24 protein-coding genes and 1 pseudogene are annotated in these 25608 nt (G+C 41.7%); 12 read left to right on the forward strand and 13 right to left on the reverse strand.

All coding sequences use genetic code 11. From position 1 onward, the window contains the following. Positions 1–144: 144 nt before the first annotated feature. Positions 145–1089, forward strand: a complete 945-nt coding sequence (locus tag MJ761_RS00620) for an ABC transporter ATP-binding protein (RefSeq protein ID WP_093091057.1) — start codon at positions 145–147, stop codon at positions 1087–1089. After that, complete coding sequence (locus MJ761_RS00625) at positions 1086–1886, forward strand: ABC transporter permease subunit (protein WP_093091059.1); 801 nt, start codon at positions 1086–1088, stop codon at positions 1884–1886. The genes MJ761_RS00620 and MJ761_RS00625 overlap by 4 nt, the downstream gene beginning before the upstream one ends. 178 nt (positions 1887–2064) lie before the next feature. On the opposite strand, the gene MJ761_RS00630 is transcribed toward MJ761_RS00625, so the two are convergent. From MJ761_RS00630 to MJ761_RS00640, 3 genes are read right to left on the reverse strand one after another with little or no spacing between them, the layout of a single operon-like run. Beyond that, the gene (locus MJ761_RS00630) at positions 2065–3120 is read right to left on the reverse strand and encodes a reverse transcriptase family protein (protein WP_093091061.1); all 1056 of its coding nucleotides are present in this window, start codon (positions 3118–3120) and stop codon (positions 2065–2067) included. Next, the gene (locus MJ761_RS00635; protein ID WP_093091063.1) at positions 3113–3394 is read right to left on the reverse strand and encodes a helix-turn-helix domain-containing protein; all 282 of its coding nucleotides are present in this window, start codon (positions 3392–3394) and stop codon (positions 3113–3115) included. Before MJ761_RS00635 ends, MJ761_RS00630 begins: the two co-directional genes overlap by 8 nt. A gap of 37 nt (positions 3395–3431) precedes the next feature. Then, positions 3432–3656, reverse strand: coding sequence for a hypothetical protein (locus tag MJ761_RS00640; protein WP_093091065.1), 225 nt, complete (start codon positions 3654–3656; stop codon positions 3432–3434). 774 nt (positions 3657–4430) lie between these two features. On the opposite strand from MJ761_RS00640, the pseudogene MJ761_RS10900 reads away from it, so the two are divergent. From MJ761_RS10900 to MJ761_RS00660, 3 genes and pseudogenes are all read left to right on the forward strand, one after another. After that, positions 4431–4489 (forward strand): annotated as a pseudogene (locus MJ761_RS10900) (hypothetical protein); the annotation flags it as partial. A 316-nt stretch (positions 4490–4805) separates the two neighbouring features. After that, complete coding sequence (locus MJ761_RS10890; RefSeq protein ID WP_338054943.1) at positions 4806–5267, forward strand: LysR substrate-binding domain-containing protein; 462 nt, start codon at positions 4806–4808, stop codon at positions 5265–5267. 197 nt (positions 5268–5464) lie between these two features. Further along, positions 5465–6472, forward strand: a complete 1008-nt coding sequence (locus MJ761_RS00660) for an aldo/keto reductase (RefSeq protein WP_176715039.1) — start codon at positions 5465–5467, stop codon at positions 6470–6472. Between the two features lie 84 nt (positions 6473–6556). On the opposite strand, the gene MJ761_RS00665 is transcribed toward MJ761_RS00660, so the two are convergent. Further along, positions 6557–7597: a zinc-dependent alcohol dehydrogenase family protein gene (locus MJ761_RS00665; protein ID WP_093091069.1), complete on the reverse strand. Its 1041-nt coding sequence runs from the start codon at positions 7595–7597 to the stop codon at positions 6557–6559. A 498-nt stretch (positions 7598–8095) separates the two neighbouring features. Between MJ761_RS00665 and MJ761_RS00670 the strand changes: the two genes are divergently transcribed. Continuing rightward, a complete protein-coding gene (locus MJ761_RS00670; protein ID WP_093091073.1) occupies positions 8096–8686 on the forward strand; it encodes a CHAP domain-containing protein in 591 nt (196 codons plus the stop codon). An 80-nt stretch (positions 8687–8766) separates the two neighbouring features. On the opposite strand, the gene MJ761_RS00675 is transcribed toward MJ761_RS00670, so the two are convergent. The 4 genes from MJ761_RS00675 to MJ761_RS00690 form a co-directional block, all read right to left on the reverse strand. Then, on the reverse strand, positions 8767–9384 hold the full coding sequence (locus MJ761_RS00675) for a protein-L-isoaspartate(D-aspartate) O-methyltransferase (protein ID WP_037406225.1): 618 nt from the start codon (positions 9382–9384) through the stop codon (positions 8767–8769). 53 nt (positions 9385–9437) lie between these two features. Beyond that, entirely contained in the window at positions 9438–10190 is a 753-nt protein-coding gene (surE, locus tag MJ761_RS00680) for a 5'/3'-nucleotidase SurE (RefSeq protein WP_093091075.1), read from the reverse strand. Between the two features lie 504 nt (positions 10191–10694). Further along, positions 10695–11831, reverse strand: a complete 1137-nt coding sequence (locus MJ761_RS00685; RefSeq protein WP_093091079.1) for a polyamine ABC transporter substrate-binding protein — start codon at positions 11829–11831, stop codon at positions 10695–10697. A gap of 174 nt (positions 11832–12005) precedes the next feature. Continuing rightward, the gene (locus MJ761_RS00690) at positions 12006–13622 is read right to left on the reverse strand and encodes an inorganic phosphate transporter (protein WP_239392827.1); all 1617 of its coding nucleotides are present in this window, start codon (positions 13620–13622) and stop codon (positions 12006–12008) included. 618 nt (positions 13623–14240) lie between these two features. Here MJ761_RS00690 and MJ761_RS00695 point away from each other — a divergent pair. After that, the gene (locus MJ761_RS00695; RefSeq protein ID WP_093091083.1) at positions 14241–15884 is read left to right on the forward strand and encodes a lactate permease LctP family transporter; all 1644 of its coding nucleotides are present in this window, start codon (positions 14241–14243) and stop codon (positions 15882–15884) included. 65 nt (positions 15885–15949) lie between these two features. On the opposite strand, the gene moaA is transcribed toward MJ761_RS00695, so the two are convergent. Beyond that, entirely contained in the window at positions 15950–16924 is a 975-nt protein-coding gene (gene moaA, locus MJ761_RS00700) for a GTP 3',8-cyclase MoaA (protein WP_093091085.1), read from the reverse strand. 202 nt (positions 16925–17126) lie between these two features. Here moaA and MJ761_RS00705 point away from each other — a divergent pair, with 202 nt between their 5' ends. From MJ761_RS00705 to MJ761_RS00725, 5 genes are all read left to right on the forward strand, one after another. Beyond that, positions 17127–17375 carry a MoaD/ThiS family protein gene (locus tag MJ761_RS00705; RefSeq protein WP_093091087.1) on the forward strand — a complete coding sequence of 83 codons (249 nt, stop codon included), beginning with the start codon at positions 17127–17129 and terminating at the stop codon, positions 17373–17375. A 1-nt stretch (position 17376) separates the two neighbouring features. Continuing rightward, positions 17377–17838 carry a molybdenum cofactor biosynthesis protein MoaE gene (locus tag MJ761_RS00710; protein WP_093091089.1) on the forward strand — a complete coding sequence of 154 codons (462 nt, stop codon included), beginning with the start codon at positions 17377–17379 and terminating at the stop codon, positions 17836–17838. Beyond that, on the forward strand, positions 17829–18440 hold the full coding sequence (mobA, locus tag MJ761_RS00715; RefSeq protein WP_093091091.1) for a molybdenum cofactor guanylyltransferase: 612 nt from the start codon (positions 17829–17831) through the stop codon (positions 18438–18440). Before MJ761_RS00710 ends, mobA begins: the two co-directional genes overlap by 10 nt. Next, positions 18437–19627, forward strand: coding sequence for a molybdopterin molybdotransferase MoeA (locus MJ761_RS00720; RefSeq protein WP_093091093.1), 1191 nt, complete (start codon positions 18437–18439; stop codon positions 19625–19627). The genes mobA and MJ761_RS00720 overlap by 4 nt, the downstream gene beginning before the upstream one ends. A 450-nt stretch (positions 19628–20077) precedes the next feature. Next, entirely contained in the window at positions 20078–21475 is a 1398-nt protein-coding gene (locus MJ761_RS00725; RefSeq protein WP_093091330.1) for an RtcB family protein, read from the forward strand. A 206-nt stretch (positions 21476–21681) separates the two neighbouring features. Here the strand turns inward: MJ761_RS00725 and MJ761_RS00730 are convergent, their stop codons facing one another. Genes MJ761_RS00730 through MJ761_RS00745 form a run of 4 tightly spaced genes read right to left on the reverse strand, consistent with a single transcriptional unit; the run spans position 21682 to position 25598 of the window. After that, entirely contained in the window at positions 21682–22770 is a 1089-nt protein-coding gene (locus MJ761_RS00730; RefSeq protein WP_093091095.1) for a fatty acid desaturase family protein, read from the reverse strand. Between the two features lie 11 nt (positions 22771–22781). Further along, positions 22782–23894 carry a fatty acid desaturase family protein gene (locus MJ761_RS00735; RefSeq protein WP_093091097.1) on the reverse strand — a complete coding sequence of 371 codons (1113 nt, stop codon included), beginning with the start codon at positions 23892–23894 and terminating at the stop codon, positions 22782–22784. After that, the gene (locus MJ761_RS00740) at positions 23884–24990 is read right to left on the reverse strand and encodes a sterol desaturase family protein (protein ID WP_093091099.1); all 1107 of its coding nucleotides are present in this window, start codon (positions 24988–24990) and stop codon (positions 23884–23886) included. The genes MJ761_RS00735 and MJ761_RS00740 overlap by 11 nt, the downstream gene beginning before the upstream one ends. 14 nt (positions 24991–25004) lie before the next feature. Continuing rightward, positions 25005–25598: a phosphatase PAP2 family protein gene (locus MJ761_RS00745; protein WP_218060190.1), complete on the reverse strand. Its 594-nt coding sequence runs from the start codon at positions 25596–25598 to the stop codon at positions 25005–25007. Positions 25599–25608 lie beyond the last annotated feature (10 nt).

Genomic DNA, 25608 nt, shown 5'->3' on the forward strand with positions numbered 1-25608 from the left:
AAAATATGTTTACTTAAATCTTATTGATTATATTATTGGTAAAACAACATAAATTTTTATTTTTATATATAGAGGTATACAATGCATTTAATCACACAGCAACAAAACGATTTACATCAAACCAGAAAATAAGAAAGGTTTATCGTGGGAAATACCGATTATCTGATTGAAGTAACAAATGTTTCCAAAAAAATCAAAAGCCGGCAAATTTTGGATAACATCTCATTTAAAATTGCACCCGGCAGAATAATGGGCTTCATTGGCCCCAATGGTGCCGGCAAAACCACCATGCTGAAAATGCTCACAGGTTTAATGTTTCCCTCTTCAGGAGAAATTAAAATTTGTGGCCATAATATCCAACAAGACCACGAACAGGCAGCATTCAATCTGGGTACCATAATTGAAAACCCTGAGTTTTATAACTATATGTCCGGTTTTAACAATCTACAGGTATTTGCTGATATGAGCCGCCAGCCAATCAGCAAAAACAAAATAATGCATACCCTAGCCACTACCGGCCTAAAAGGTGCTGAGCATCAAAAAGTTAAAGGCTATTCTTTAGGCATGAGGCAAAGATTAGGGGTAGCAAATGCCACCATCCATCAGCCCAAAGTATTAATTCTGGATGAACCCATGAATGGCCTCGACCCAGAGGGAATGAAAGACTTCCGCAACCTGATGAAAAACTTTATCTGCAATGGAAACAGCATCATCATTTCCAGCCATCTTCTCTCCGAGCTACAAGAAATCGTTAACGATATCATTATCGTCAACCACGGCAGGCAAATATACACAGGCACAATGGCAGATTTCCTCAGTAAATCTAATAATCTTATTTCTATAGAAGTAGATGGCGATGTATTACTGGCAGAAAAAATACTACAGCAAAATGGATATCAGGTTACCAACCAGCTCAATAGCCTTGAAATCACAATTAACCAGAATGATCACGACCCACGTGCAAAAATTGCCAAACTACTGGTTGAAAACAATATTCCCTTAATCGGCCTAAAACTTACACATTACTCTCTGGAAGACTCTTTCCTCGATACCATCAATAGCGATAATCAAAAAAGGGTTAACCAATGAAATTACTGATTAATGAATGGCGTAAATACCTATTCAACGTCCGCAGCGTAATTATCATACCACTGATATTACTGATTATATTAATTATTTATTTTAGCACTATAGGTTTTATATTTTCGAAGACAACGCACTCACTTTCAGTTGCAGATTGTAACAAGGCATTTTTTTATGGCATAAGTATTTGCTACTATTTTATCAATTTTATCGCTATTATTTATGCTTCCAATATTCTGAGCTCAGAAATATCCAGAGGTACAATTAAATTTATCCTCACACGTCCTTATCAACGTTACAAAATACTACTGGCAAAAATTGGAGCAATAACAATATTAATGCCAGTGATGCTGATTATATTTGTAATCATCACTTTATTATTACAGTTACTAACACTACACCATTTGCCAGAACTTAGTATAATAATAAAATATACTAAAATATGTAGCCTATACATATTAGGGATTACAGTATTTTTTACTGCATTTGCACTAATGCTTTCTTCTTTGACCAGCAGCCCTGCCTTTGTTACCGGTTGCTGTATTGTGTATTATTTCTTTGCTGCTGGTCTGTGGGCGTTAATCAATTTAATTTATCTTGACCTACCAACAGACGGATGGCTATATAAATTATGCCCTTTAAATATAAATAGCTATTTATTTGATTTAATGAAAGATGCAATCGAGAATTCTGCACAGAATGAATTCTATATCGCCTTACTAGCCAACATTACTTATGCGTGCATTTTCGTCCTAATAGCTGTGCTGATATTCAGACGGCGGGATATTTCATTGGCTAATTAATAATTATTTTACTCCAACCAGTAACAGGCCAGATTCAAAAGCATTTTTGGAAAATAATTAACACCAAAACCACCTTTTTTCAATCTGGCCTTTGATGGTAATATATTGTTTGAAATATATCTATATAATCTAAATTTGCAACCATAAACTCTTGGAGTTTATATGCGCAGAAAAATTATTAAATCTTTTCGGTAAGGACTGATTTATTCCTTATAAAATTTATATTTCTATACTTTCGAATATCTGATTTTAATCTATTACGCTTATAATGATTTAAAGGTTGAGCAATTTTAATGTGAATTTTTTCTAACCTCTTCATCATTTTATCAGCAATTTTGGGATGAAATTTGCTTAAATATTGTACTTTTCCTTGAACACTTTCGAAATTTTTAACTACAAATTTCATATCCTTTTCTTGAAAATGTTGCTCTAATTGATACAAAGCAGCTCTTATATTTGCTCTTTTTTTCTTTGGGATTGATAGTCTTGATTTTACAATATTAATTTTGTTTACAGTAAGCGACTGAGTTTTATGACTAGGTGCTATTGATATTTTTTCAGTCTGTAAACTGAATTGATAAGCTCTTATCATTCCTATTACGATTCTATGTACTTCCTCTATATCTTTTTTCTTTTTTTCAGATAAGGAGGAAACACTAATATCATCAATAAATCTGGTATAAACAAAATTTTTATTTCTTAATTTTTGTACCACGTTAACTTCTGACCGATAAAAAACCAAATTTGCAATATAAGAACTACATGGAGAACCTTGCGGAACTTGATTATTAACGGTTGTTAACTTTGCCAGTACCTGAGATACCTCTGCAGAAAAATGAAAAAAATTCTTGAATATATCAAATACATGTTCATAAGTAATAGCAGTAAAGAATGATTTAATATCAAAATTACAAATAACTTTCGCATTTAAATGTTGAGATACATTGGTGTAGGTATCTCTATTAGGAAGAGCTCCATATAAAAAATCTGGATAAGAGACTACTTTAAATATTTTAGAATTTAATCTTTTAAGAAAATATTTTAACCGTGGTTTACATAAATAAATTGGTCGGGTTTTACCGTTAGATTTAAGTATTGGTATAGGTCCTTCATAAAGAAAGTCTATATTTCCTAACAAGTAAATAATTGTATTACAATCAATATTAAGATGCTTGGCTAAGGATTCAATTGACTGAATAGCAGCTAAGGGGTATTTAAATTGTAAATTAAGCATTATTTTTAATCGAATTAATTATTTGTTCATCAAAAAGTTTTGCAATATTTGGCGACAAATTTAATTCGCGCTTATCTGATGCTAAATATACTAAAATTTCAATAGGTACACCTAGAGAGTTAGAGATTTTTTCAATAGTATCTAAAGTAGGCTTTCTTTTATTATTCTCTATCAAAGAAAGATAGGATTGAGATAAATCAGTCCGATTTTGCAACTCTTCTAATGAGATATCTTTTGATACTCTACAAAATTTTATTGCTTTACCGATATTCATTAATATTTTCCAAAACGAATGTAGGGCTTGCCCATATTTAGCTAAAGTATTTTTCAATTGCCTCACTGATGACCTCAATAATATCCATTACTTTTGCTATACCATTTAAATATGGAAGTAATGAAAACTTACTTTTGTCTTCTTTCAGTTGCAAAAGAAAACTTTCTAGCTCTTTCCGAGCAGGGTCGCTAATCGTATTCGACTTATCTGCAAGAATTTTTTCAATCAAACAAATAAGGTCTTTAATTTCATTTTGTTTCATAAAATCTCCATAAGTTAATATAAACCGGGCAAGACACCTGCCCTGGCGATTTCAAGTATTGTTGCCGGTTTAGTACGATTAGCAACCACAGAAGCCCACCTACACACGTTCAGACCCTGGCACTTTTTTATATATGCACAACTACTGCTTTCCGTCTTCCGTTATCCAGTTTACTTCGGCCTACGAACTACGTCTGTTGCGCGCTGTAGCTGACATATAAAGCAAATATCCACAATGTGGCACCCAAAATAGGTTAATTCTCCACAACAATACTTAAAACTAAGAGATTCAAAATAAAATTAAAGATCGAAATGGACGGTTCATCCATCAATTAAATTTATTATAATTAGCCTTTTAATAAATGTCAATATTATTTACTATTAGTAATAATATTGACATCACAAAATTTAAATTTTCAATCTCAAATAATTTTTGTTTAATTTATAAGATAAAATTTCCTCTACAAAATTTACCTTAACAGATCATAATTGATATTTTATTTAGCAGCAGAGTATTGATGAGAAAGTCTATATAATGTTTATAATGTTTAATTTAAAGTGGCTTTGTCTGTATCAGTGTAAATACTTTCGCTATGCAGAACGGTTTATTAGCTAGGATAAGGGAGATAAGCGGGAAAATATGTGTAATCAATTACCGGTTCAGCCGGAATATACGCTGGATAATTCGGCTATTTACAGCCGGCATCTGCCTACAATTAAGCAACTGCAATATTTTCTGGCGGTATGTGAGGAAGGCAATTTTCGCAAGGCTGCCAGCAGGCTGGGGATAAGCCAGCCACCACTATCCAGCAAATTAAGGCGCTGGAAGAGAAACTGCAAACCACGCTATTTGTACGCAATACCCGTTATGTGCTGCTTACTGCACAGGGCAGGCAATTTCGAGATAAGGCCAGAAGCTGGCTGGAAGGTTTATCACTGGCAATAAGCAATATCAACCCCTACTCTGCTGACCGGTTAACAATTGGTATTACTAAAATTCTGGGATTTAATTTTGTTCCGTTGTTCCATGAATTTAGTAGCCGTTTTCAGCAGCACATTGATCTGTTGCAGCAGGACTATTCTTCTAAGGAGCTGCTGGCTGAATTCAATAAAAATAATATTGATTTGGTGATCATCTCTGATTATAAACATGACAGTCATCAGGCCAGCAGTTTATTTGTCTATCAGGAAACCATGCTGCTGGCTTTACCGGAAAACCATCCGGCTTGTGCACAGGAAAAAAATAGATTTAAATGCGGTGGTGGATTTACCTCTTTACTGGTGCAAACGCTATCAGAATCCGGCGTTGTACGACCGGCTGCAAAAGATAATCAGCCAATTACCAACCCCACTGACTTTGCAGCAGAAACTACCTAACTTCTTAACTATGCTGATGGAAATAGCTATGGGCAGGGGTATGTTGTTGCTGCCAGCATCAATGGCACAGGCTCATGCGCAGGGAGTGGTGTATAAAAGGCTGTCTGCAAAATATGAGCAGCAGCTATCGATGGATATGCATCTGCTCTGGCATAAGTCGGCAGCGGACAACACCATAATCAATGAGATGATTGAGTACTTTAAGCTTCACCATACGGCCTCTGTGGCGTTATAAAGTCTTTGTATGCTGCTATGCTAAAAAGATACTTTAGTTTGATATGTTTTTTATATCAATAATTTTGTATTTCTCTTCTCAGGTTGAATTATTTACTATCAATTTCAGCAATCAAGCATCTGCCTGATTTGAAATAAGTATATGGAATACTGGATAAAGCAGTTCAGGCACAATTAATTCTGATAGGATAATAAATAATGACTCATTCTTTACCCCAACGAAAACTTGGCCAGCATCTTACTGTCTCAGCCATTGGCTATGGCGCTATGGGACTGAGCGAATTCTATGGTGCTGTGGAGACAGCACATGCACAAAAGATATTGCATCAAGTAATTGATTGTGGCGTTACTTTGATAGACACAGCGGATATGTATGGCCACGGTGAAAATGAAAAGCTGATTGGTTCGGTACTGAAAACGCTGTCAGATTCTACCCGCGCGCAGCTCACTATTGCTACTAAATGCGGTATTGATAGAAGTCATACCACCGGCTATAGCCGCAATATCAATAATCGTCCGCAATACATTAAGCAGTGCTGCGATGATTCTCTGGCCAGACTGGGTATTGAGCAAATTGATTTATTTTATATTCACCGCATTGCTCCGGATACGGCGATTGAGGATACGATGCAGGTTCTGGCCGAGCTGGTACAGGCCGGCAAGATTACCCATATTGGTTTATGTGAGGTTTCCGCTCCGGTTTTGCAGCGTGCCTGTACTGTTTATCCGGTTGATGTGGTGCAGACTGAATATTCGCTGTGGACACGTGATATTGAAGATGAATTACTGCCTTTGCTGAAAAAATTAAATATCGGTCTGGTGCCCTACTCTCCGCTGGGACGCGGTTTTCTCACCGGCCAGATTCAGAATAAGGAAGATTTGGCTGAAAATGATTTCCGCCGTACCAATCCGCGCTTTCAAGATAATAATCTGGAACATAATAAACGGCTGCTACAGGCATTAGAACCCATGACAATCAAATACAATTGTACTATGGGGCAGATTGCGCTGGCATGGTTGCTGGCACAATGGGCACATATTGTACCGATTCCGAGTACCAAAAATGAGAAATACTTGCGCGAGAATAATCAGGCCAGTTTGTTGCAATTAGAAGAATCGGATGTCAATCTATTAAATGATCTGAAAAACAGTATTCAAATTCAAGGAGAACGGTATACGCCTGAAGGAATGAAAGGTATCTTCTGAATTTAGGCATACTCATGTCTGAGTAAGTGAATAAGCAGTAACTACCTCGCCACTGAATTTAATCTGTGGCGGGGTACTGTTAAATCAATGGCTGATAATTAATAACGATTTAATTGCCTGACGCTGATCCATTGCCTGATAGGCAGCCTGAATATCGGCTAAATCAAAGCGCTGGTTAAAGACTTTGCCCGGCTGAATTCCTTCATTCAAAACTGCTTGCAGCAATAGGTTTTTATCATATGTGGTAACGCTGGCAATACCACCACGCAAACCGATATTACGCCAGAAAATATCGCCGGTTTTGATTTCAGTCTGCTGTGGTACGCCTACACAGCCAACAATGGCGCCCGAGCGCGCAACTGCAATGGCTGTCTGTAAAGATTGTTTGGTACCCACGCATTCCAGTACGGCATCTGCTCCAGCCTGACTGGTGAGCGCTAATACTTTTTCAACTGCTTCATCACCTCGTTCCGGTACTATATCGGTAGCACCGAACTCCTGCGCCAGTTGTGCTCTGTCCGGATGCCGGCTCATGGCAATAATGCGCTCTGCACCACGCAATTTCGCTGCAATGACACCACACAGACCAACTGCACCATCGCCCATGACAACTACGGTATCACCGGGTTTGACTTCGGCACTGGCCGCGGCATGATAGCCGGTAGCCATAACATCGGCTAAGGTGAGCAATGAATTCAGCACGCTATCGGAATAATCCTGTGGCTGGCCGGGAATTTTAACCAGCGCCCAGTCTGCATTGCTAAAACGCAGATACTCTCCCTGATAGCCACCATTGCCGCCCTGCTCCTGATTCTGGCAATTGCCGTCAAATCCGGCTTTGCAGGCAGCACAATGTCCACAGCCATGAGTAAAGGGTACGATAACAAAATCACCACTCTGAATATGCGTTACTGCATGGCCTACAGCTTCGACGATACCGATGGCTTCATGCCCGACGGGGCTTTCGGTTTTGCGCTGGCTGATACCGCGAAACCACCATAAATCTGAACCACAAACACAGGCACGGACAATACGGATAATGGCATCGGTAGGCTGCTGGATAACAGGTTTATCCATTTCTCGTATGGCCACTTCACCGGGCGCAACAAATACTGCTACTTTCATGGTTATCTTTCCTTAGCTGTTGAATTAAATCAATTTTGCCGTTAGTTTATAGCGGTTTAATCATCATACCATGCCAGCTGATAAAGAACAGATTCGTTTAGGTTATGATATTTTAGACTGTGGCTTATAGCCGGTATTGATGTAACAGTAATGCTATTGCTACAGATAAGATATTAGATATACAAAATACATTTAATTAACGGATTAAACATTAATCTGATATATTTAGATTTATGCTTCTGTTTATATTCACTTGGCGTGATTGGTATAGTACTCATGTGTTATTACGAACTGAATCTGATGCAGTTATATTGTGGCAACTATGCTATGGATATGGTCTTTTTTGTGCATGATTATGTCAAGTATTATGTTGTTAATCAGTGCATATGGCAGAAAAAATTAATTGTGTTTCTATTATATACCGCTATAATATTTATATATTCAGAAATAAATCATATTTTTATTCCTAAATTATTATCATTCTATTAATGAGTTTATATGGCTAATAGATATAAAAAAAGTGTTGTATTGTTTTTGGGTTTATCGCTATTTAGTTTTATTGTTTATGCTCAGTTTTTTGATCAAAGACAAACAGGTGCGCAAAAGGTTGGTCAGGTTGTCGATCAGTTTAATGGTGTCAATGTATATTACAATGGGCAAATAAGTCATGTCAGCGGGCGTAACCTAACTAAGGATGGTTACAATTTAGGGCAAAAATATCAATGTGTTGAATTTATAAAACGCTATTATTATGAGCGTTTCAAGCATAAAATGCCCGATAGTTATGGCCATGCTAAAGATTTTTTTGATGCTTCGATTGCCGATGGCCATATTAATCCAAAGCGTAATTTGCTACAGTTTCATAATGGTTCGCCAACTCGGCCAAAAGTTGATGATATTATTGTTTTTAGCTGGTCGCAATATGGCCATGTTGCCATTATAAGTAAGGTTAGTAATAATGAAATTGAAATTGTGCAACAGAATCCAGGCCCTTACGCGAGCAGTCGCGCTACTTATCCATTAATTTATAAAGATGGATTATGGAAGATTGATAATTTCCGTGTATTGGGCTATTTACGTAAAATCTGAAGTCATGACTATCCATGCTTAGTACGCCATTGATTCAAGCAGCTACATTGATATATGCCCGCTGGGATTGCGATTAATATTTAATTGTCATTTACCAGTGGCACAAATAAAGTCTGCTGTACACAGGTTTCCTGAAAACCTTCAGCAGTTTTATCGATTACCCATAAAAACTGTACTCCGCCCTCATCCAGTGGTAGTACCATGCGGCCGCCTACTGACATTTGCTGCAATAAAGGCAGTGGTACTTCTTTAGGGGCGGCTGTGAGAATAATGCCATCAAAGGGTGCTTCCTGCGCTAAACCCAGATAACCATCACCGCATACAAGCCGGGCATGAGCCAGTAAGCGCACTGCGCGCAGATTCTGCTTGGCACGTTCATGCAACGGGCGCAGGCGCTCTATTGAATAGATGTCACGTAAACCGAGTGCTTGCAGAATTGCTGTCTGATAACCACAACCGGTACCGATTTCCAGAATGCGCAGTTTATTATTTATCGGGCGTTTGTCAAACAGCAACTGTGTCATCACTGCTACGGTATAGGGCTGGGAGATGGTCTGTCCCAGCCCTAGCGGCAGGGACATATCATCATAAGCATGGGAGCGCAGTGCTTCTTCAACAAAAACATGGCGAGGCACAGCAGACATGGCCGCCAGTACTTCGGCTCGTGTGATTCCCATCTGCCGCAGTCTTTCCACCATCCGTGCTCGTCGGAATTCATATCCGGTCCAGCTTACGCCCTGTCCCACTGTTGTCACCACTGTATATCTTGCAAAAATGTGTTTACTGTACCCAGTTGCTGGTAGTTGGTTAAATCTAGTGTCAGCGGGGTAATGGTAACAAAACCGGCTTCATTGGCGCAAAAGTCGGTATCCTGCCTGCTGGTATCGGCAGCACCCACGCCTCCGATCCAGTACATGGTTTCTCCACGCGGGCTATTAAACGGTACAATACACTGATCATGATGCCGCCGTCCCAGTTTGGCCACCTGATAGCCCTGCACTGCTTCTGCGTTAACTGCCGGAATATTGATATTCCATAAAACGGGCTCGGCTGCTGGCTGCGCACACACTCGGGCTAAAACTGTATGCACTGCTTTTTCAGCCGTAGCCCAGTACTGGCCGCTGCGGTCATTAATAGAAAATGCCAGAGCAGGAATACCCATTAGAAAAGCTTCGGTAGCAGCAGCTACGGTGCCGGAATACAAAACATCATCGCCCATGTTGGCACCATGATTGATACCAGACAGAACTAAATCAGGTTTAAAATCGGCCATGGTATGTAGGGCGACATGGATACAGTCAGTTGGTGTGCCATTAACATAATAAAAGCCATTTGAGGCTTTTTTTATGGACAAGGGGCGATTCAGGGTAAAAGAGTTACTCACACCACTCTGATCGCTTTCCGGTGCTACTACTCTTACTTCGGCAAACTGTGCTGCAACCTTAGCCAATAAGGCAATCCCTGCTGATAAATAACCATCATCATTGCAAATTAATATTTTCATAACCATCCAATTCAAAATTTCTGTCCGGCTGCCTCTATATTTTCAGGACTGTTTATCCTGTTATGACCAGTCAACCCCGTTTATTTGTCAGGATACATGGAGGCGGTTAATACTCAAAGCAGTCTGCGCAAAGCAGATATTATTTCAGGTGCAGCCAGTATGCTTATTTGCTACTTGTTATTCCACATTTTTTTCTGTGCACCTTCAATTATAACAATCTGTATACATTTGGCATTTCCCCGACAGTTAATTATAAGGGTTTATATGCATTCTGGCAGCCTTATCGGCAATTTTTGCCCTATTACGCCAATATCCGGTACAGATATTGATCGTGAATCAGGCGTTCACGGTGCCAACAGTTAAAGCAGTTGGTCTATTATCGCTATATTATTGTATACAGCATAAATGCAGAAAACGAACCGGAACGGTTCGTTTATTACTCAATTCTAAGCTAGCTCAGCAGATAATTTCAAGCAGAAAATTCTGCATTGGTATACAAAGCCACTACTGCCCCGCCTTTACTTGCTGAAACAGTCGTACAGCCAAACGGACTGCATCCTGCGATTTGGGCGATACCACAAAACTTTTCTCCAGTACTTCCTGTGTAGGGAATATACTCGGATCGCTACTGATTTCACTGTTCATCTGCGCCCGCGCCGGTTTGCTGGCTGGAGCAAAGGTGACATAGTTACCATTTTTCGCTGCCACTTTGGGGTCGAGTGTGTAATTGATGTATTTTAAGGCATTGGCTACATTCTGAGCATCTTTGGGAATCATAAAGGAGTCAATCCATATCCCAACACCCTCTTTCGGAGCCAGTACCTGCAAATGTACCCCGCTTTTGGCATCTTCGGCTCGTTTTTTGGCAATATTCAGATCACCACCATAACCCGTAGCCACGCACAGGTCACCGCGAGCCATATCATCAATATAGCCGGAAGAACTGAAACGTTTCACATCATTGCGCACGGATTTAATCAGGTTGGTAGCAGCACGGATATCATCAGGCTCACTGCTGTTCGGGTCTTTCCCCAGATAATGCAAAGCCAGTGGATAAAGTTCTGTAGGACTGTCAAACAGGGAAATACCACAGCTTTTCAGTTTGTGTGTGTAGGCTGGATTAAATACCAGATCCCACAAGTTATCCGGCAGTTTACCATCCAGTGCCTTTTCTACCAGTTCGGTATTAATCCCGATCGTATTCATACCCCAGAAATACGGCACTGCATATTTATTACCCGGATCTACTTTATCCATCATTTTCAGCAGATCAGGATCAATATTGTTGTAATAGGATAGCTGGCTTTTATTTATCGGCTGGTAAGCACCCGCCTTGATTTCACGGCCTACGTTGGCTATAGATGGTACAACCAGATCATAGCCGGAACGGCCAATCAGAATTTTGGCCTCAAGGGTTTCGTTACTGTCGTAATAATCGTAGCGAACCTTAATCTTGTTTTCTTTCTCAAATGCTTTAACTGTATCGGGATCAACATAATCCGACCAGTTATAGATATTGAGCTGGTCAGTTGAATTCATAACTGCGTTACTGGAGGCAGCATTTTTATTTGCTGTACCGGCATCCGAACAGGCAACCATCAGCACACTTACGATGGCTGACAATACCAGTGATTTTTTCATACATGATTTCCAATTTGTATGCCCGCGGTAAGGCGGGAAGCAAGTATTTATGACGTGCACCAGCACAGCCACCACTAAACCGACATTAAACTGTGAAATAACGCGCCTTGCAAGAGCATTTGGCAAATTATTACAGAGTAGCTGCCAGTAAGGACACAAAACAGTAATCTGCAATCAGAAAATCAGGCGGAAAAACCAGAATAATCCACCGGCCAGCGCAATGGATACGGGCAAGGTAAGTACCCATGCCATCAACAGATTACGGATAGTAGATTTCTGCAAACCGCTTTTATTTGCAGCCATAGTACCGGCAATCCCTGAAGTCAGTACATGGGTGGTGCTCACCGGCAGACCAAAACGATCTGCTGCCAAAATCAGTGCAGCGGTTACCAGCTCAGCAGAAGCACCCTGAGCATAGGACAAATGGGTTTTACCGATCTTTTCGCCTACGGTGACTACAATACGCCTCCAGCCAACCAGTGTACCCAGCCCCAGTGCTAAAGCCACCAGTACTTTTACCCATACTGGAATATATTTGGTGGCATGGTCAATCGATCGGTGGTAGGCGTTTAAATTATTTGTCTGTACTGTGTTAAGTGTATATTGGTTATGCAGGGTATTTTTTTGCAATAATGTTAAAGATTCTGAAACCAGATACATATCATTACGGATATTACCCACTTGTTCAGGCGGCAAATTACGCAGGCTGTCGCTTTTACTTAGATTATGTTCAACGATTTGTATCAGTTGTGCCAGTGCAGCCAGTTGCTCTGGTGTACCCTGTTTGTCTTCTACCAACGCTGTTACCTGAGTACGCACATCGGTATTGGTATGCAATACTAGCCCCGGTGGCAGTAATTCTTCGATGGTTTTCTGCGCCGCCTGTGAATTGGCGGAAAATTTTGCCCATTCCTCTTGTGGTACGGCATGATTGAGTGCATACGCCATTGGTACTGTACCAATCAGTATCAGCATAATCAGTCCCATGCCTTTTTGCCCGTCATTCGAACCATGAGCAAAGCTAACTGTAGTACAGGTAAAAATCAGTAACAGACGAATCGGCCAAGGTGGCGGTGCATCGTTTTCTGGTGCTTGATACAACGCAGGAATACGCAGCAGCCTTTTTGCTACAATAAGCAGCAACGCTGCCAGAATAAAGCCTAATAGTGGCGAAAATAGCAGTGATTCACCCACATGAATGACCTGATTCCAGCTCACGCCACTGGTACTTTGATGCGTTGACATCAGTTGATTGGCCACGCCTACCCCGATAATTGAACCGATCAGTGTGTGCGAGCTGGAAGCCGGCAACCCCAGCCACCAAGTACTCAGATTCCAGATAATGGCAGAGGAAAGTAAAGCAAAAATCATTGCATAGCCAACATTGCTGCCCATGTGCAGAATTAATTCCACCGGCAGCAAAGAAATCACGCCATAGGCCACAGCACCGGTGGACAGCATCACACCGAGAAAATTAAAAGCTCCTGACCAGATAACTGCTGTATTTGGCTTGAGTGAATGCGTATAGATAACGCTGGCTACTGCATTGGCGGTGTCATGAAAGCCATTGACAAACTCAAATGCCAGTGCAATCAGCAATGCTACTGTTAATAATGCATATACTATTAATGAAGAACTGGGCACACCCTGCAAATCATGGTAAATACAAATACCTGCATAAGCCAGACCGCCTAGCAGGATCAGCAGAAACACTATTTTACTTGCTTTACCAGTTTTCCCGGATGCCAACATAATTGCCCCAGACGAAGAAGTCGCAGATGACGCAGACACAGTTTTCTCCTGTTACCAGCTTTTATTCTGACTTATTGTAAAAGACCAATATGACAATTTTGTGACAGACAAAAGTTTATTGTCTATTGTTGGAAATTCTGCTTATTTCGCCATTTCCAGTCACTTGCGATCTGTTTACAAACAGCCACATATCTGTGCCTACAGTACATTCAGTTTTATTGACAATGCAAAGCTGAATTCCTCATCTGCATTATTGAGTTACATCAGTATACAGAAGGTAATTAAACTCTACTATTGCCATCTTACAAAAATTGAACAATTCGGTTGCATATATGTCACTACAATAAAGCTGAAATTACGGGAATTGATTTTATCTAGTATACAGACAAATATCGTAATAAATTAATATATTTACATCATACAATTACCATGCAGTTAAGCAAAAACTGACTTAATTCAGACCAGTTACCAGCAATTACTTCTATTAAAATAAAAATACAAATATTGACGTTTATGCTTTTATTTTTTAAAGTAACAATTGCTATTGCAATCTGTATTGTCCGTATTAATAATCAATAACATTTATTTTTCATAAATCACGCACGTCTATTTCATTAAATTGATGACAAACAAACTCATACATTGAGGAGGAATTACATGCACACATGGGTACAAAATTACTCTGCATTAGGCAACAGCATTTATCTCACCGTGCTGGCTGCCCTGTTACCGATTATCTTCTTCTTTGTGGCACTGACAGCCTTGCGCATGAAAGGTCATATTGCCGGTGCCATTACCCTGATTCTGGCTATTATTGTGGCAGTAGCAGCTTACAAAATGCCTTTCACTCTCGCCTTATCCGCTGCGCTATATGGTTTTTTCTATGGCTTGTGGCCGATTGCCTGGATTATTATTACTGCCGTTTTTCTCTACAATCTTACTGTCAAAAGCGGCCAGTTTGACATTATCCGCGCATCCATTCTTTCTATTACTGAAGACCAGCGTCTGCAATTACTGCTTGTTGGCTTTTGCTTTGGTTCTTTTCTGGAAGGCGCAGCCGGATTTGGCGCACCTGTTGCCATTAGTGCAGCACTGCTGGTAGGACTGGGCTTCAAACCCTTATATGCAGCAGGTTTATGCCTGATTGCCGATACGGCACCGGTTGCCTTTGGTGCACTAGGCATTCCCATTCTGGTAGGCGGACAGGTATCCGGTATTGATCCGTTTCATATCGGCCAGCTTGCTGGCCGGCAATTGCCCCTGATGTCTATTGTGATTCCGTTTTACCTGATATTTATTATGGACGGAATGCGCGGAATTCGCCAAACTTGGCCGGCACTGCTGGTTTCCGGTATTTCCTTTGCCACCACTCAATTTATTACTGCCAATTTTATCGGGCCGGAATTGCCAGATGTCACCTCAGCGCTGGTAAGTTTGGTGTGTCTGGCACTGTTTCTGCAAAAATGGCAGCCAAAACAGATATTCACCTTTAGTGGTATGCAGCAGCCAAGTGAACAGCACAAACGCAAAGAATACAGCATCAGCCAGATTGCCCAAGCTTGGTCACCTTTTATCATTCTGACAGTCTGCGTTGCCGTCTGGACAATCAAACCCCTGCAAGCGTGGTTTAATTCATTTAGCCAAATCAAAATTCACTGGCCTATGCTGGACAATCTGGTGATTAAAACCGCGCCTATTGTCGCAGAAAACACGCCTATCGCCGCCGAATTCAAGCTGAATCTGGTAGGTGCAGTCGGTACATCCATCTTATTGGCATCCTTCATTTCCGTATTGATTCTGAAAATAAAACCACGTCTGGCTATCGATACGTTCAGACACACCCTCTACGATTTGCGCTATCCGGTACTGTCAATTGGTCTGGTACTGGCATTTGCCTATGTGGTTAATTATTCCGGCCTGTCATCAACATTGGCACTGGTACTGGCCGATACTGGTAAAGCTTTCCCGTTTTTCTCGCCATTTCTCGGCTGGATAGGTGTTTTCCTCACTGGCTCCGATACTTCTGCTAATGCCTTATTTGGTGCCCTACAGGCCAATACGGCCATGCAGGTAGGTATGGATCCGGTGCTTGCTGTTGCGGTTAATTCAGTCGGTGGAGTAACTGGCAAAATGATTTCACCACAGTCTATTGCCATCGCATGTGCTGCGGTAGGACTGGCTGGTAAAGAATCTGATCTGTTTCGCTTCACCGTGCGCCACAGCCTGCTCTTCTGTGTGATTGCCGGACTGTTTACCGTCGTACAAACCTATTTGCTGCCATGGACATTAACCTTGTTCTGATTGCCCATACAATAAAAGCCCGCTCAATACAGCGGGCTTTTGTTTGGCTGTGATAACCGCTATGGCTAACCACCGGTTTTCGCCATAATGCGCACAATTTTGTCCGGCTGTTCATTAAATTCATGTTTTTCCGGTTTCAAATCCACCGCCCGCCGAATGGCATCTTCCAGCTGTGCTTCTGAACAATCAGCCAGCAGTAATGGCTTTAATGCCATACTTTGTTCCTGCCCCAGACACAGATACAAAGTCCCATCAACCGACATGCGTACGCGATTACAGGTGGCACAGAAATGCTGTGACCGTGGTGTAATCAGTCCTAAGGTGAAACGGCCATCAACACTTTCCCAATATTTAGCCGGCCCGCCTCCGTATACCCGCTGGCTCTCATGCAGCTGATACTTCGGTCGCAGATTTTCAATCAGCTCCAGCAGATTAAAATATTCCAGTTTCCGCCCGCTTACACCCATAGGCATTACCTCAATCAGCCGCAGAATAAAGCCATTGGCAATACAAAAGGCCACCATATCCTCAATATCACCGGTATTCACCCCCGGCAGCGGCACCATATTAATTTTAATCCGTTCAAAGCCTGCATCCCGTGCCACCTGCAAACTGTCAATTACTTTATCGAAGCTATCCTTGCCGGAAATCTCCTGCACACATTCACGCCGCAATGAATCCAGACTGACATTCAGCCGGTTCAGCCCTGCTTTACGTAAATCATGAGCAAAATGTTTAAGCTGCGTACCATTGGTGGTCAAAGACAAATCTTCTACCCCCGGCAAAGCTGCCAGCCGTGCTACCAGCTCCGGCAGATTTTTACGTAACAACGGTTCGCCACCGGTTAAGCGAAATCGAGACACGCCCATGCGGGCAAAAGCCCCGGCAACACGCTCAATGTCCGCGAACGACAACCAGTTAGCTGGCTTTTCAAATTCGGTAAATCCCTGAGGAATACAATAGGTACAGCGTAAATCGCATTTATCCGTTACCGAAATGCGTAAATAATCAATACGTCTGTTGAAGCGGTCAATCAGCATGAGAAAAGTAAGCGCCTGTAAGAAGGAAAATCATTTCAGAAACAAAAAACAAAAACAAGACAAATATTTGGAATAATTAAGAAAAAAGTCGCATTTTATCCCATTTTACTCCTTAAATTCAATTGCATCAGCAACAATCATCTGCCACAAAAAGAAAAAACACGGCATAATAAACAATTATTGATTGATCCATGTTTTTATCATGATTACCGTGATTTATCTGGCACGTTTTGCCGAAGAGCTTGGCCTGACACAGGAACAGCTATCTCCCAACTTTACCGACAGCGATGCTCTTTTAGCCTACCTGCGCCAGCGTGGTGCCCCATTTAGTGAGGTGCTGGCAGCCGGTAAAGTATACAAAATTGCCGTCAATAATATTATTCAGCATGACTGTGCTGCCCTTAAAGACGGTGACAGCATAGCACTGCTACCACCAGTAACCGGAGGCTAAAATGCAAATTCGGATACAAATACAAAACGAAGATTTCGACCTTAGCCAAGAACTGGCACTGGTTGACGCCAGCGCACCTGATTGCGGCGCTGTGGTCAGTTTCATTGGCAAAGTGCGTGGCCATGATAATCCGCAGCAGCCACTCAGCCACCTCTATCTTACCCATATGCCCGAAGTAACCGAGCACGAAATCAGCAAAATCATTGCTCAGGCAGCAGAACGCTGGTCATTACCCTATGTCTGCGTGATTCACCGCGTAGGCAAACTGCCAGTAGGCGCACAAATTGTACTGGTACTTACCGCCAGCGGTCACCGCGAACATGCCTATCAGGCTAATCATTTCATCATGGACTACCTGAAAACCGAAGCGCCATTCTGGAAAAAAGAATATTTTGCCAACGGCCAGCAGCACTGGGTAGAAATGAAACACAGCGACCAGCAGCGCACTCAGTCATGGCAATAGATGCTCAGCTTGGCCTGATTGTCCTTGCCGGCGGTCTTGGCACTCGCGTTGGCGGTGCCAACAAAGCCTTACTACCGCTTAACGGCCAGCCGCTGCTGGCACATATTCTGCGCCAGCTTGGCGATTGCAGCGACCACATTATTATCAGTGCCAACCGCGATATTGCCCAGATACAGACTTATGGCTATCCGGTTTACCGCGATCTGCCTGCATATGCACAGATGGGACCACTGGCCGGTATCATCAGCGCAGCACAGGCCTTACCGGAACATATTGAATACCTGCAAATCGTACCGTGTGATCTGCCACGATTAAATGCTAATATCATCTCCCGTCTGTATCAGGAACTGCATAAGCAGCCCGAGCTGGATATCGTTTGTGCTGCCGACGCCAGCAATCTGCACCCCATTGTCTGTCAGATGCGCCGGCGTCATTTGCAGCCGATCCGGCAACAACTGAACAGCAGCGGCAAACACAGCGTACGCTCAATTATTCAGCCTTATCGCCACGCCATCGTTACTTTTGCCGATAGCACCCCGTTTACTAACTATAACAGCAGCGCTATGTTTACCAGCACGCGCAGCGGAGCAACAACATCATGATGGATTTTTATCAGGGACAGGAAACCTTACTACAACAGGCCAGCCGTATAGTCGACAGTGAAATCGTCCCCCTTAATCAGGCTGCCGGCCGCATTCTTGCCCAACCACTTATCGCCACTGCCGATGCCCCTGCATTCGACAACAGTGCCATGGATGGTTACGCCGTCTGCGGACTGGACTGCACTGCATGGCAACTTATCGGCACTGCTGCTGCCGGTGACACTCAGCAATTAACCCTGCAACACGGACAGGCTGTGCGCATCTATACTGGCGCCGGCATTCCGAACAATACCGATGCCGTTATCATGCAGGAAAATACCAGCGTTAATGGCGACAACCTGTGCAGCACCCGCACACCTGCTACCGGTGACAATATCCGCCGCCGTGGTGAAGAGCTGAAACAAGGTGCCACCCTGCTGGAAAAAGGTGCCCTGCTAAACGCACAGGCAATCGGGCTGGCTGCCTCACAAGGCGCAAACGAACTGCATGTGTATCAGAAGTTGCGCGTCAGCGTATTTACCACTGGCGATGAGCTGGTAAGCGGCAATAGCCAGCTACAACAGCATCAGATATACGACAGCAACCGTCCGATGCTGCTGGCCAGCCTGAGCGAATATGCGTTTATTGAAATTATTGATGGTGGCATTCTGCCTGATAAACTTGATATCATCACCAATACCCTCGCCAAGGCGGCAGACAGCAGCCACAGCATCATTATTTCCGGCGGTGCCTCAGTAGGCGACCGCGATTTGGTTAAACCAGCCCTGCAACAGCTAGGCAATATTGAACACTGGAAACTGGCGATAAAACCGGGCAAACCTTTTGGCTGGGGCAATATTAAGCAATGCCGCGTTATGCTGCTGCCCGGCAACCCGGTTGCCAGCTTTGTTACTTTCAAACTGCTCGGATTACCGGCACTGCAAACCGCAGCTGGCCGTCATATCATGCAGGCATTACCCGAATGCTATCAGGCCAAAGCTGCCTTTAGCATTGTGCCCAATCAGCAAAAACGGCGCGAATTTTTACGTGGCACGATCCGCTTTACCAATAACGGCCCCGAAGTACAGCCATTGGCTAAGCAGGGATCTCATATGCTGTCTGGTTGCGTTGATGCACAGGTATTAATCGACATTCCCGCGCAAACCGATATTCAGCATGGGCAATGGTTGACTGTTTATCCTATATAAATATTTGATTTACTTAATAAAGAAAAAAAGCCTATGCTAAACATAGGCTTTTCTGTCATTTTTTATTGATTCGCTTGTGCCTTTTAGAGGGTAATTGACCTTACCTCCTAAAAATTCGTATGCATTCGTGTAGCCTACCCGTAAGCTTGCCTTTTGCATAACAATAAGTAAGCTTATTGCTGAATGCATTAGGAAAGACGTTGCCATTCCTGACTAATACAGGCATCCGCAACGTGTTTTATACTGAAACACACCCATTATTTGAGACATCTTTATCAAAATCAGTTTTTTTAAATAGCAGATCAGCTAAATATCTTTTTTATCGATACTTTACAATTTAATAATCTTTATATACAATGCGCCCGCTTTCCTGAATCGTGCTGCTGCAGGAAAACAGTAATTATCCTCTCAGGAAGAGGAGGCTTTTTTATTGTTTTCTAGGTGGCAATGATGTCTACATTTATCCGTTTACAAAAACGATTATCCCGACTTGGGATTGAATGTCATTTTTATAATAATATCTATACTTTTCATCAACAAAATACAACTGCTCAAGTATTATTACCTCAGGCTTTGCCTTTAGAAGAAAAAGCAGTCAGGCAGTTACTGGATTTTGCATCAGTCAACGTACCTGACAGCTTAGGCCACGTGTGCGCAGCTCGAGCAACACCTGATTTTCACCCGGGCGCAATTGCACCAGTGGGCAGTATTGTGGCAACAACAGAAGACTTAGTTATTCCGGCAGCCATTGGCACTGATATTAATTGCGGTATGCGGCTTTTAGCAACTGGCTTAAGCTATGATCAAGTGAATGAACAAAAAGCAACTATTATCGCGCAACTCAAACGCGTATTATTGCAAGACGAGCGTAATATTCCTGTTACACCGCAATCCTTTCAAGCATTGTTTGATGATGGTATAGCTGCATGGGTAGCGGCATTACCACAACAAGGTTTGTGGCAAGAAGTCAATTTTAAGCGACTACTGGCGGAGATTAATCAAATATCAGGGCAGTCATTAATTACAGCGGATAGCAAATATGCGCCGGAGGCCTTTTTTGAGGCGCGAAACATTATCCGCCCAGCTAGCTTAGGTACAGTTGGCTCGGGTAACCATTTTGTTGAATTACAAATTGTAGATGAAATCCTTGATCGACATTTAGCTTATCAAATGGGATTAAAGAAAAACGCTATTGTAATAATGATTCATACCGGTTCGCGTGATGTGGGATTTTATATTGGCAACCGCTGGCAGGATAAAGCCAAAGCCTTATGGCCTGCAAATGCAAAATATCCAACATCAGGCTTATTTGGCTTAGCAGATGATGATGCACAAAATTACCTACAGGCGATGGGCGTTGCTGCACGTTATGCATGGATTAACCGCATTGTCATCACTGAGTTAATACGTAAAGAACTAATGGCGATTTTTAAGCACGATAATAGTCAATTAATCGTGGATATTTCGCATAACATTATTTTACCTGAGCATGGCATGAATATTCACCGTAAAGGAGCTACACCAGCCAATGATGGCGAATTTGTATTAATTCCCGGCTCAATGGGAGACTATTCTTATGTAGCAGTTGGCAAAGGAAATCCAGATTGGTTATGGTCTTGCTCGCACGGTGCAGGCAGAGCTGAAAAACGGCAATCAATGCGTAGCAAACAAATTATGTCTGATCAGGATAATTTGTCATGGCAATGTATTACTTTAAAAGAGGAACGTTTACGTGAAGAAGCCCCTGCGGCGTATAAACCGATTACCCCGGTAATCGAAGCCCAAGAAAATGCTGATTTAATTCAGCCGGTAGTAAAACTTAAACCTTGGATCACTTTTAAAGCGTAATCACAAAAGCAGCCCAAGTTTTGTCAGTTTGGGCTGCTTTTATTGTTCTGTTGAGATATTGAACGTGAGAATGAATTATTGCTTATGCTATTAAATTGTCCATTATCCGAATAGGCTTTCACCAATAAGTCTTTGATAAGAAGATAAAATATAATTTATTTCCGGCTGGAATAAGATTTAATGCGGTTGCTTTTATTCCTTAAACATCATTCAACCCGCCCCATCTGTTTTAAAAAAATTTGCTGCTGTATAAACAGTTCAGGCAGAGTAATTTCATGATAATCAATCTGAAATTGCTTAGCTATTTGTTGGATAATCGCCGTTAAATGTAAGTAATGGCGATGGCTGAAACCGGGATAGATATGGTGAGTTAGGTGTAAATTCAGCCCGCCTAACCAGTATTCTATAATAGGATATTTTAATCGCCAATTAAGCGTCGTATTAAATACATGTTGTGTTGAACCATGTGGCATAAGGCCATCAGTGGGCGCTTGGTAAAAAGTGGCTTTCGCCCAGTGGGTACCAAGAATCAGTATGACAAAGATCAGTGAAGCACACAGTTGGCTTAGTCCATAGGTGATGAGAATAAATCCTACACTGAATTGAGGACAAATAACTAAAGGAAGTACGATTGCCAGACTCACATGCAATCCTTTTATCATCAGAAAGGCAAACCAGCCAACGACACCATGATGGGTAAATTTATTTTTATCAAATTTTAGTCCCAACCGGTCTTGCCAGTCGAAACACCAGATAATAGCGGGAAAGGTCATGGCAGCAACCAATGGCCAGTAATAATGTTGATAACGCATAAACCAGTGATGCACTTGGAAAGGTGTCTGCCGGAGTACACCATTATAATCAATATCCAGATCGTAATTCTCAATATTGGTAAAAGGATGGTGCTGTACGACATGGCGTATGCGCCAACATTCCGGATCAATACCAAGCGGAATAGTCACAAGGCGATTAAGCCAAGTGTTGGCTTTGCTGGATTTAAAAAACACATTATGCGATGCGTCATGCACAACATTAATGGCTAATAGCAAGCCTAGCGAAATAAATATAACATAACAGAAAAAAAATAAATAAGCTGAGTGCTGATAAAGCGCACTGATATAAAACCCAAGACACAATATGGATAGTAAGCCTAGCTTAAAAAACATACCGCCATCTGCATAACGGTGATCTTTTGCCGTAAGTAAATAATTTTTAGCCGCGGTATTTAACGCTTCACGTAATGCTGCATCTTGTGTATTACTGAAAAGTAATATTGACTTGTTCGTACTTGGCATTAATTTAGCCCTTAATCGGAAGATTGTTTATCCGGTTTTTGCGCCAATCTGCGGATAAATTGTTGTTGCTGAACGAGCAGTTCAACATAACTCAATCTTCGGTAAGGTAATTGATATTGTTGGGCTAATCGTTCAATAATCAGCATTAACGCAGGATAATGACGATGGCTCCACCCCGGAAACAGATGATGGGTTAAATGTAAATTTAGTCCACCTAATAATTCGTTAAATATCTTCGGCGAAGGATACCAGTCACAACAGGTGGTAAATTGTTGATGATACCAACCGTGCTCCATGTGATTATCCGCAGGCGCAGTGTAGAAAGCCGGATCCGCCCAATGCGTACCTAAAAGTAAACAGACGACAATAAAAGATGAAACCATCTGCGTAATCAGATAGACCCATAACACACTATACCAACTGATGCCAACAGAAGATAAAATAAGTATTGGCACAATTAAGGCAATAATAAAGTGTAAAATTTTACTACCTAAAAATAGCGCCCAGCCTTTAATGCCCGTTAAGGTTTTTTTATCGGCGGCTAGCGGTGTTTTACCTAGCTGATCAGACCAATCAAATACCCAAGCAATATAAGGTAGCGACAATCCGGCGATAAAAGGCCAATAATACGGCTGAAACCGCATATGCGGATACCATTTTTGAAACGGTGTTTGACGAAAGACACCATTTTCCTCCATATCCAGATCATAGCCTTGAATATTGGGATAAATATGATGATAGTCGACATGCCTGACTTGCCAATAATGCGGATCAAGCCCTAACGGCAAGGTTACCAAACGCCCGAAAATACGGTTAGCTAATCGTGATCGAAAAAGCACATTATGACATGCATCATGTTGAGCATTGATATTAGCCAGCATGGCTGACATGACAAAACCAAAATAACAGAGGGCAAATAACCCAATAGTCACTTGATGTAAGCTCAAGAGATAACACACAGCACAAAACAGTAATAATAATAGGTTTTTGAGCAGTAACGCGCTATTGGCAAAGCGATGATCGCCTTTTTGGGCTAAATAAGCTTTGGCTTCTGCCATTAATATTTGGTGAAATTGCTCATCATGATGTGCGTAATGTAATTTAGCTAATGGCTTAGTTGACATAATATTGCCCTCTAAGCCACATAGCAAAAGTGATGGTACCGTGGATGAGCATTAATCCCATAAATAGCTGCCAATAAAAGGCAGACCATTGCAATAAGATAATAAAAAACAGCGGTATCAACCAGCAAAGCCCAAACCAACTGATCATTCCCCAGCGTTTACCTTCCGCCATGCCACCCAAGGCAATACTGCCTAAGACCAAACTGCTAAATAACAGATACTGGGTAGCATTAACATTATGATAGCCATAACCATAATCGTAAACATAACTTAGTACTAGCCCAAATAGAAATAAGCCGCCACTCACTAATAATGCATTGGGTAAACGATAATGCCCTAAACTCGGTGTATAGAGAATGTTGAACATTTTCATAAACGGTAACATGCTCGCCCAAAAAGGATTTTGCGACATAATGCCATGACTGCCATAGGCAATGGTTCTGTCTGTCGGCGTTGTTTCAAAGGTACCAAAAAGCTTATCCCAGATAATAAATGAACCTGAAAAATTACTATTTGCGTAATACTGATCTTTCAGGTGATGGACTTTATGGTGAGTTGGGGTAACTAATATCTGTTCCAATAGTCCTAATTTAGGTGTAATGGCATTATGATTAAAGAACTGGATTGAATAATGAAAAATAGATACGGCAATAAAAATTGGTGTAGGCACCCCGGCAATAGCTAATAAACCAAAAAACGGGATAGAAGTGAGCGATGAATACCAAGAATTACGAATAGCCAAGGATAAATTAAAATGTTCACCCTGATGATGAACCATATGAATCGCCCATAACAGCGGTATTTTATGGTGCAGCCGATGCTCCCAGTAAAAACCAAAATCCCAAGCTACCAAGGTAAATAACCAAGTTAATATAATCGGTACATGAACAAACAGATTAAAACTAAAATGCGTATAAATAAAATGATAGCAAACTAATTCCAGTCCACGAAATAACCACAGCATTAAATGCCCAGAATTTAAATTAAAAATGATATCCGGCCAGTTAATGGACACTTTTTTTACATATTGTAAAATCATGGCTTCAGTTATTATTAAGATTATCATAACCACAAAAGGTAAAACTAATTCCAGCATAATAATAATTCCTACTAACCTGACTGTTGTTGCGCTAAACGAGTAAACCCGTAACGCACGCCATATCCAACCATCAGCGCTAATACCATGCCTCCCATAAAATCAATAAAAAGATGGCGCCGAAGTTGAATAATCGAAAAGGCAATGGCCATGCCCCACAATACCAAGATGATATTGCGCAGCGGATGATGGCGATCGAAGCTGCCCCAAATAGCAAGCATAGTTAAGGTCACATGGAGTGAGGGAAAGCAGTTAACCGGTACATCAATATCAATTAGTCTTGCCAGTAACCAAGAGCTGGCTGAGTTGCCCGTATCAACAGGAAAATCCATAGTGGTTGGAAAAAAAAGGTAACATAGCGCAGCCATTAATCCACTGAGCATAAAACAGGCAGACATCCAGCGCAGACGGCTATACGGGGCAACCCAAAAACAAATTGGAATAATCAAAAAAAACGATAGATAAAACCAAATTGCATGAGGAGTAAAGTCAATCCACTGGTCAATCATCGAAGGTGCAAGGAGGGTTGGTTTACCTTGTAACTCAGCTGCGCTACGGTAACAGATCCCTACACTGATCCAACCCACCAGCAAATAGAACAATCGCATAAAAAAAGGT

The sequence above is a fragment of the Snodgrassella communis genome, assembly GCF_914768045.1.
Taxonomy (GTDB): Bacteria; Pseudomonadota; Gammaproteobacteria; order Burkholderiales; family Neisseriaceae; genus Snodgrassella; species Snodgrassella communis.